This window comes from Beijerinckia sp. L45 (assembly GCF_009765775.1).
Classification (GTDB): Bacteria; Pseudomonadota; Alphaproteobacteria; order Rhizobiales; family Beijerinckiaceae; genus RH-AL1.
In genome coordinates this window covers 1-8,292 of the sequence record NZ_LMUU01000117.1, presented here as the reverse complement: position 1 = coordinate 8,292, position 8,292 = coordinate 1, and the positions used below count along the sequence as shown (strand labels likewise).

At 64.7% G+C, this 8,292-nt stretch carries 6 protein-coding genes and 2 pseudogenes; 1 reads left to right on the top strand and 7 read right to left on the bottom strand.

Going from position 1 to position 8,292, the window contains the following annotated elements; genetic code table 11:
- From pyrD to GSQ79_RS12570, 5 genes are all read right to left on the bottom strand, one after another.
- The coding region (pyrD, locus tag GSQ79_RS12590) for a dihydroorotate dehydrogenase (quinone) (protein WP_246725300.1) at positions 1 to 743 on the bottom strand (743 nt) is incomplete at its 3' end.
- Positions 744 to 748: 5 nt separating this feature from the next.
- On the bottom strand, positions 749 to 1,093 hold the full coding sequence (locus GSQ79_RS12585; protein ID WP_158809061.1) for a DUF952 domain-containing protein: 345 nt from the start codon (positions 1,091 to 1,093) through the stop codon (positions 749 to 751).
- 63 nt (positions 1,094 to 1,156) lie between these two features.
- Positions 1,157 to 1,432: a hypothetical protein gene (locus GSQ79_RS12580; protein ID WP_158809060.1), complete on the bottom strand. Its 276-nt coding sequence runs from the start codon at positions 1,430 to 1,432 to the stop codon at positions 1,157 to 1,159.
- Between the two features lie 162 nt (positions 1,433 to 1,594).
- Positions 1,595 to 3,094, bottom strand: a complete 1,500-nt coding sequence (locus GSQ79_RS12575) for an APC family permease (protein WP_158809059.1) — start codon at positions 3,092 to 3,094, stop codon at positions 1,595 to 1,597.
- A gap of 120 nt (positions 3,095 to 3,214) precedes the next feature.
- Positions 3,215 to 4,906, bottom strand: coding sequence for a lysine--tRNA ligase (locus GSQ79_RS12570; RefSeq protein WP_158809058.1), 1,692 nt, complete (start codon positions 4,904 to 4,906; stop codon positions 3,215 to 3,217).
- Positions 4,907 to 5,104: 198 nt separating this feature from the next.
- On the opposite strand from GSQ79_RS12570, the gene GSQ79_RS29500 reads away from it, so the two are divergent.
- Entirely contained in the window at positions 5,105 to 5,491 is a 387-nt protein-coding gene (locus tag GSQ79_RS29500; RefSeq protein ID WP_246725299.1) for a DUF6481 family protein, read from the top strand.
- Positions 5,492 to 5,853: 362 nt separating this feature from the next.
- Here the strand turns inward: GSQ79_RS29500 and GSQ79_RS29495 are convergent.
- Together GSQ79_RS29495 and GSQ79_RS12560 are read right to left on the bottom strand one after the other, a co-directional pair.
- A pseudogene (locus GSQ79_RS29495) lies at positions 5,854 to 6,711 on the bottom strand (glycosyltransferase family 2 protein); the annotation flags it as partial.
- Between the two features lie 761 nt (positions 6,712 to 7,472).
- A pseudogene (locus GSQ79_RS12560) lies at positions 7,473 to 8,292 on the bottom strand (4Fe-4S binding protein); the annotation flags it as partial.

Below are 8,292 nucleotides of genomic sequence, written 5' to 3'. Positions count from 1 at the left end.
GCGCCGGGGCGGGTGATGGTGGTGTTTGAGACGATCATCCCGTCGATATGGCGGTCGCGCGCGACGCGAACCATGGCGTCGAGTTCGGCGTACGACAGATCGGGCGCGATCTTGAGCAGCACCGGCTTGCGTCCGTGGTCGTCTGCCACGGCGTCGCGGGCGGCAAGCACGCGGGCGAGCAGATCGTCCAGGGCCTCGGGCTTCTGCAGATCGCGCAGGTTCGGCGTATTCGGCGATGAGACGTTGATGGTGAAATAGTCCGCTTTGGCGGCGAAGGTCCGGATGCCGGCGACGTAATCGGCGGCGCGGTCGCTTGCGTCCTTGTTGGCGCCGATGTTGATGCCGAGCACGCAGGCCGCCGGCTTCAGCATCGCAAGGGCATGCGCATGGCCGAGATTGTTGAAGCCAAAACGGTTGATGACGCCGCCATGCTCCGGCAGGCGAAACAGGCGCGGGCGCGGATTGCCGGCTTGCGGGCGCGGCGTCAGCGTGCCGGCCTCGGTAAAGCCGAACCCGAGCCCCCCGGCCTTGTGGGCAATGGCGCCGTTCTTGTCGAACCCTGCGGCGAGCCCGATCGGGTTCCCGAAGCGCAGGCCGAAAGCGTCGACTGCTAGGCGCGGATCGTCGGGCTCCGCCGATGGCAACGGCAACGCTTTGAGCGCGGCAAGGGTGACGTCGTGTGCGCGTTCTGGATCGAGAGCCTGGAGGACCGGCCGCGCCAGGGCCCATCCGGCCTCGAGGATGACGCTCATGGCAGCAGGCCGGAGAAATCGTGATGCCCATCGGCATCGAGCGGCAGCGGTTTCGCCCAAAGAGCGTCCGCCGTGGCCAGCGGCGCGTAGAGATGGGGAAACAGCGCGCCGCCGCGGGAGGGTTCCCAGATCAGGGCGCTGCCGAGGGCCTGCGGATCGATCGCGACGAGCATCAGATCGCGCTGTCCCGCAAAGTGCTTCGCCGCGGTTTCGGCGACCTGAGCCGCCGTGGAAAAATGGATATAGCCGTCAGCGAGATCGACGGGCGCACCCGTGAACGTGCCGCTGGCCTCGGCGTCGTGCCAGGCCGCAGCGGAGAGGATTTTGAAGATCAAGGACATGCCAATGGGGTTGGAACGGGCAGGCCAGGAGTGCCACGCCCGCGGTAACGGCACCCGCTGCCGTTATGGCCGAGGTTGTCGCGAACCGCCACCCTCGCGAGGTCGAGCCGGCACGGCATGCCCTGCCTCATGATCCGTCGCGAGGTCCGCAAGCAGATGCTCGTGCTGTAACTGCATTTGAGACAGTCGGCGTTCCATCGAAATAATAAGGTCGCCGCCGATCAGCCGAAGCTTCTCATCCAGTGCATCAGATGAGACAAGCCGCCTTTGATGCGACAACCGCGCTTCGATCTTCTCAATTAAATCGCGCGAATGTCTTACTTCTTTTTGCCTTAACATCAGCACCTCCTTAAGGGGCACCGTCCAACGTTTGGGTAGCGTCCAAACATACGTTAAATACACCCTGAATGTTATCCATCTTTCGGTCGCTCCCGTCGTTTCACTGTGTAAAGGCAAGATAGGGGCCAGAGAATTCGGTGGCCCCTACCACTTACGTGACGGCTAAAGCACCTTCGCACCCGCCGGAATCTCCGCCATCTCCAAATCGTGCTCGATGTGCAGCAGCGTACGCGGCGCTTTGGCCCGCAGGACGAAGAACCACAGCGCCCCCACGCACATGTAGGCGAGGAACATGAAGGGCAGCAGGTTGTAGGGATATGGCGGCACGGGATAGAGGCTGCCAACGAGAGACAGGACCATCAGCCCGGTGCCCAGCACGCCGAACACGATGTCGCCGGTCTTCAGTTCGCCGGTCTTGCGGAGATAGACGGGCGCCGCCACCGAGCAGAGGCCGTAGACGATGATGAAGCCATAGGAGGCCAGCGTCCCGTACCAGCCGAACGTGTCGAGCTCGGCGTTGCCGCTGAAGGCGGCAACCAGGATGAAGTTCAGGACCGCGGCGAAGGCGAGGGCGACGTAGGGCGTCTGATGCGTCTGGTGCACCGTGCCAACCGACTTATGCAGGATGCCATAGCGTCCGAGCGAAAACATCATCCGGCCGAAGGCGTTGATCGAGGCCAGCGCGCAAGCGAAGCTGCTGATCGCCGCACCGACATAGACCAGCGCCACGATCAGCGGGTTCTGATCCGCCAAAATGTCGCCGAGCGGGGCACCGCTGGCGCCGAGCTTGGTGGCGTCGTCGGCGAAGCCCTGGGTGATGATGTAGGTGGTGACGACGAAGAACACGCCCGCCGAGAGCGCCGTCATCTGGATCGCCCGGGGGATCACGGTGCCGGGGTCGCGGGCTTCCTTGCCGAGCGTCGCCGCGCTCTCGAACCCGACATAGGAAAAGATCGCGAAGACGATGGCCTGCAGCGCCTTGCCGGGATCGACGCCGTCCAGGCTGAGCTGCTTGGTGTCGACCTTGAAGCCGGCGCGGGACAGCGCGATGACGCTGACGATGAGGATGATGACGACGGAAATTGCTTCGAGCGTCAGGCTGACCCGCGAAGAAAACCGCATGTCGCGCGCCGCGAGAAACAGCGCCAGGGCCGAAACGATCGCGTAGATCACGATGCTGTTGGGAACGAAGCTGATCTTCAACGCCGTGAACAGCGTCTTGACGAAGATCGAGGTCGCTACCGTCAGAGCCATCGCGGTGAAGAGATACGCGGCGAGCATCGCCCAGCCCGCGAGCAGGCCGTAGGCCGGCCCGAGCGAGCGCGAGACGTAGATGAAAAACGAGCCGGCGCAGGGGATGCGCTTGGCGAGCTTGCCGACGTTGACGCCGACGATGAGCAGCGCGACCGTCGCGGCGATATAAACGAGCCAGGATGCGGTGCCGGCCATGCCGGCGACGACGGCGACGGCGAGTGCCGGCGTCAGGGTTGGCGAAACATTGGCGACCGATTGCCCCAAGGTTTCGAGAAACGACAGACTGTCTTTTCGTAATTCGAACATGACCCGCCCTCCGCATTTTGCGGCGCCGACGCCCTTCATCGACCCGCGATGATCCCGGACCGCCAACGGGCCGAGCGGCGCCAAGGCTTTCCCGACGCTCAACGGAGTTTCTTGGCAATGATCGTGCCGGAATGCGACGAAGGTCGAAGTTTTTCAACGCTAACCGCCGACACGTTTCTGTCAGAAGCTGTCGGCCTCCCGAAGATCGGCTCTACGGATGTGTCAGCAGGCGGGCATCCCGACCAGATCCCCAGCCAAAGCCCGGGCGATCAGCGCCCGCGTTTCCGCAACCCCATAAAGCGCCACGAACGAGCCGAACCGTGGCCCCTCCTGCTCGCCGAGAAGCACCTGATAGAGCATCGCGAACCAGTCGTTCGAGACGCCAGGACGCTCCGGTGTCGCGCCTTTGGCCTTTAGGTTCTGGTAGCGTTCGATAGGCCGGGCGACATCATAGAGCGCCGTCTGGATGTCCTCGCCCGATGCGTTTTGCGGCAAAGCACCAAGGGCGGCGTCGAGCTGCTCCAGAGCGGTCCGCTCGATGTCGTCGGGAAGCCGGTATGTCTTCGCCGGGCGGACGAAGTCGCGATAATACGCGACGGCATAGCCGACGAGCGCATCGAGGCGCGGATGCGTTTTGGGCGACACGTCGGGCGCATAGCGGCGCAAAAAGCCCCAGAGCACGGCCGGGTCTTCGCTGTTGCCGACGGTGGCGAGGTTGAGCAGCATGGCGAAGGACAACGTGGTCGCGCCGCCTGCCGATTGCAGGACCTCCGCTGCTGGCGGCGCGCCGCTATGGATGTGCCAGGCCGGATTGCCGAGCTGGTCCTTCGGCTCCTGGCGCGGCACGGCGGCAATGAAGCTCAGATATTCGTCGACGGCCCGCGGAATGACGTCGAAGTGCAGCTTCTTCGCTTCCTTCGGCCGCTGGTACATGAACAGCGCCAGGCTCTCCGGGCTGGCATATTTCAACCAATCGTCGATGGTCAGCCCGTTGCCCTTGGATTTCGAGATTTTTTGGCCGCGCTCATCGAGAAACAGCTCGTAGTTGAACCCTTCCGGCGGCAGGCCGCCGAGCGCCCGGGCAATCGCCCCCGACAGCTTGACACTGTCGATCAGGTCCTTGCCGGCCATCTCGTAATCGACATGCAGTGCGTACCAGCGCATCGCCCAGTCCGGCTTCCATTGCAGCTTGCAGTGCCCGCCGGTGACCGGCGTCGTAAAGCTTTCGCCGGTCACAGGATCGCGCCAGGTGATGGTGCCGGCCGCCGCGTCGATGCCGTCGAGCGGCACCTGCATCACGTGCCCGGTGCGGGGATGGATCGGCAGGAACGGCGAATAGGTGGCGGCGCGCTCCTCGCGGAACGTCGGCAGCATGATCGCCATCACGGCGTCGTAGTGCGCCAGCATGTGCAGCAGCGCCTGATCGAAGCGGCCCGAGGTGTAATAGTCCGTCGCCGAGGCGAACTCATAGTCGAAACCGAACTGGTCGAGGAAGGCGCGCAGCCGCGCGTTGTTGTGGGCGCCGAAGCTCGGGTGCGTGCCGAACGGGTCCGGTACCTTGGTCAGTGGCATGCCCAGATATTCGGCGACCATCGCCTGGTTTGGCACATTGTCCGGCACCTTGCGCAAGCCGTCCATGTCGTCGGAGAAGGCAAGCAGCCGGGTCTTGATCGTGTCTTCGGTCAGCACGCGAAAGGCGTGGCGGACCATCGTGGTACGCGCGACCTCGCCGAAGGTGCCGATATGCGGCAACCCCGAGGGACCGTAACCGGTCTCGAACAGCACCTCCGTCTGCCCGGTTCGCGCGACGCGGGCGACCAGCTTCCGGGCTTCCTCGAACGGCCAGGCTTTGGTCACCTTGGCGGCCTCGAGCAGCGAAACGGGAAGGGCGGCCGAAGGTGCGGCGCTGGTCATAGCAATGTCCGGGGATGGAGGTTCGGGCTGCGCTCGGGCAGCGGCGGCACAGTAAAAAGAGCGGCACCTCCCGTCAAATCGCGCGTCGAACTTGTCTTTTTGCCAACCCTGTCATCCGCCAGCCATAGATTTTCGAGGCCTGACGCGCTATGTGCAGCCTGTCTCCAAAATTTAAAGAAGGTACGCGGTTTGGCCGGCATGAAAGAGAAGAGCTTCACGGAACGCCGGAGCTCGGCAATTGATCAGAAGCAAGAACAGCTGAAGAACTATCAGGCCCGCATGGCCAGTCCGGAGCTGAAGGCGCGGGAAGCGGCGCGCCGGGCCATCGTCGATGCCCGCAACATCCGCATGGCCGAGCGCGAGGCGATCCGCGCTAAGGAACGCGAGATCGAGGAAGCGACGCGCGCCGAGCGCGAGGCCGCTCTCGAGGCCGAGCGTGAGGCCGAGCGTCTTCTCGCCGAAGAAACCAAGGCGGCCGACGCCGCTGCCGCGCTCGCCCGCGCGTCGCGCGTCATTGCCGACGAAGTGGCGCGGAAAGCCCAGCGCGACGCCAAGTACGCCGCGCGTAAGGCCCGCAAGGGCTGATCAGTCCAACGTGTTGCTGCGGACGGGCGCCGAACCGATCGGCCCGTCCGCTTTTTATTGCGTGCAGCGCGCGCAGATGCGACCGCCCCGTGATGCGTCTTGTGCCAATGGTACGGATCCCGGCACAGGTCGACGAGACCGCCCCAGGCCGCGACACCGATCAGCGCTTGATACGGCACCATGCCAAACAGGGCATGCCACGGCGCTTTGACCCGGCTCGCTTTCGCGCCAGCGTAGGCCGCCCAGATCGTCGACATCGGTCCGGCGATGAAAACCCATGTCCATAAGCTCGCATCGATGATTTCGAGCCACCCGTGCGGATGCGGCATGCCGCATGCCAGCAGGCGGCCGACTACGAGGATAGTCAAAGGTAGCGACGCCAGAGGTCCACCCACCAGGGCCACCAGCATGACCGACAGGGCAAGCGTCCGACCTGTGCCGAGCTCGGTCAACAGCCGACGCAAGTCGCGGCCGAGCACGAGGGTCGATTGCATCCAGCCTTTGGTCCAACGCCGCCGTTGCCGCTCCCAATTGCCGAAGTCCGGTGGCGCGCTTTCGTAGGTCGTCGAGTCCAGCATTTCGGTTCTGTGGCCGAAGCGGGCGAGCCGAAGCCCGAGATCGGCATCCTCGGCGACATTCCAGGCATCCCATCCGCCCACGCGGGCCAGGACGGATCGGCGGAAATGGTTCGAGGTCCCACCGAGCGCCATCGGCAGGTTTGCCGCAGCAATTCCTGGATTGTAGAGACCGAACAGGGCGGCGTATTCGATGGCGAAGAGCTGCGACAAGAGGCGGTCGCCGTTTATGACAAGCCGCGCCTGTAGGCAACCGAGACCCGGGGCATGGTGGAACCGTGCCGCGGCTTTGCGCAGTTGGTCCGGCGCCGGCGCGTCCTCGGCATCGTAAATGGTGACGATGTCGCCCTTCAGCAGCGGCAGGGCGACATTGAGCGCCCGTGGCTTGGTTTGCGGTTTGCCCTTCGGCGCGATGACGATTTCGTAGTGTGGCGCCAAACGGGCGGCAAAACAGGCGAATTGTGTGGCGGAGTCGTCGGCTTCGACGATGAGCTTCACCTCCAGTTTTGCGCGAGGATAGTCGATCCGGTCCAAATTCGTGACGAGGTCGCCCACGATACCGGCTTCGGCCTTGAGCGGGACCAGCACGGAATAGAATGGCAGTTGCGCATCCGTCAGCGGCTCGGGGCCGGGCACGGGCGCCATGAGACCGACGGCGCAAAGCAGCAGCCGGGCCGCGATCACCGCGAAAAACAACATCCCGACCAGCGCCGCAACGAGCGATGGAGCCGCAATCCAGCAGCCGAAAAGAACAAGGAGCGCGGTCGCCAAAGCGAAGCCGAGCCTAGGGCTGACGATGTCCTTGGCTGACAGGCGGGGGGTCTGTCGCGGCAACGCGTTGCTCGCCGCGTCCGCGATCACGGCGCCGTTGGTGCGGCGGACAAGGGCGGAGAACCCGGTCGGCGTGGTGATCAGGACGTCCCGCATCGGCCGGCCAAGCGCGCGGCGCGCGAGCATCCAGAGGACGCCCGTCCCGGTCGGAGCGAGGAGCCAGCGTGTCCCGTCGGCAAGCGGCGCGTAGCCGTGACGGATCGCTTCGTTTGGACGGGCGCTCGGAGCCAGCGTCAGCGAGCCCTGGACGAATCGCAGGCCAAGATGCGCGGCCAGCGCCTGATAGTAGAGGAGTTCGCTAACGCCTCGACCGGCGATCAGACAGGCGTGAGCAGGGACGCCGTCGCGTTGTGCCGTGGCCGTGGCCCGGCGCAGAGCAGCGAGCGACACGGAGCAGTGCGTGCGCAAAAATGCGATGTCGGCGGGGAAGTCGGCGGCCTGCTCGGGCGGCATGGCCACTGACCGCGTGAACCGTTCGACGTGAGGCTGGCCTGGACGCATGGACGCTCGCAACAAACAGCGCGAACGTCAAAGCTACAGAATTGCAAAATCTTAACCATCAACCTGCGGTTGATTCACGCCCAGAGGAAGAACAGCAGCACCCAGCTGAACACGCCGATGCCGGCGGCACCAGCCACCGCCACGGTTGCCGCGCCGCGTCGGACGCGGCTAGAGGCGTAACGCCCCGTGATCGGCCAAGCCAGGGAAACGACCCAGAGCCAGGCACCGGCCAGCATCGCCGCGCGGATGATCGAGGCGGTCGGACCGAAGGTTATGCCGTCGGCTTTCAGCATCGAGATTGTGATGGCGAAGAGGCCGAGAAAAACGCCGCAGCCGGCGATCGGGATCAGCGCTTGCGCGAGATGATGAAATGCCTGCGACCGCCAGCGGCCAAGCGCGACCGTGGCGAGCGCAAGTAACGCCGATACGCCGGCCGCGATGACTACCGCCGTTGCGAGCACGTAGGCGATCAACAGCGTGCCGTCGAGCAGGGTCAGCGCATCATTATTGTCGGGATAATTGGTCAGCAACCACCATGGCGGCTGGATGCTCAAAACCCAGGTGGCGCCGCGGTCGATAAGCCAGGTCGCAGCCCAGGTCTTCGCCTCGTAATACCAGGGACTGGTGCTCCAATGGAACGCGCCGACGGCGACGCCCATCAGGCCGAACACGATGAGCACGGTCTCCCACGGCTTGGGATCGCTGCCGGCGACGTGGACGATCTCGTGGTTCGGCATCCGCGGTGCCAGTTCGATGGCCCCGCGGAACTGGCTGCAGCGCCCGCACATGTGGCAGTCGCTCGCGCCCTTCATCACCGGCAGGGCGACGAGCGGGGCACAATTGACCTTGCGGGAAAAGATCTTGATGGCGCGGCGCGAGCGCGCCCAGGCTTCC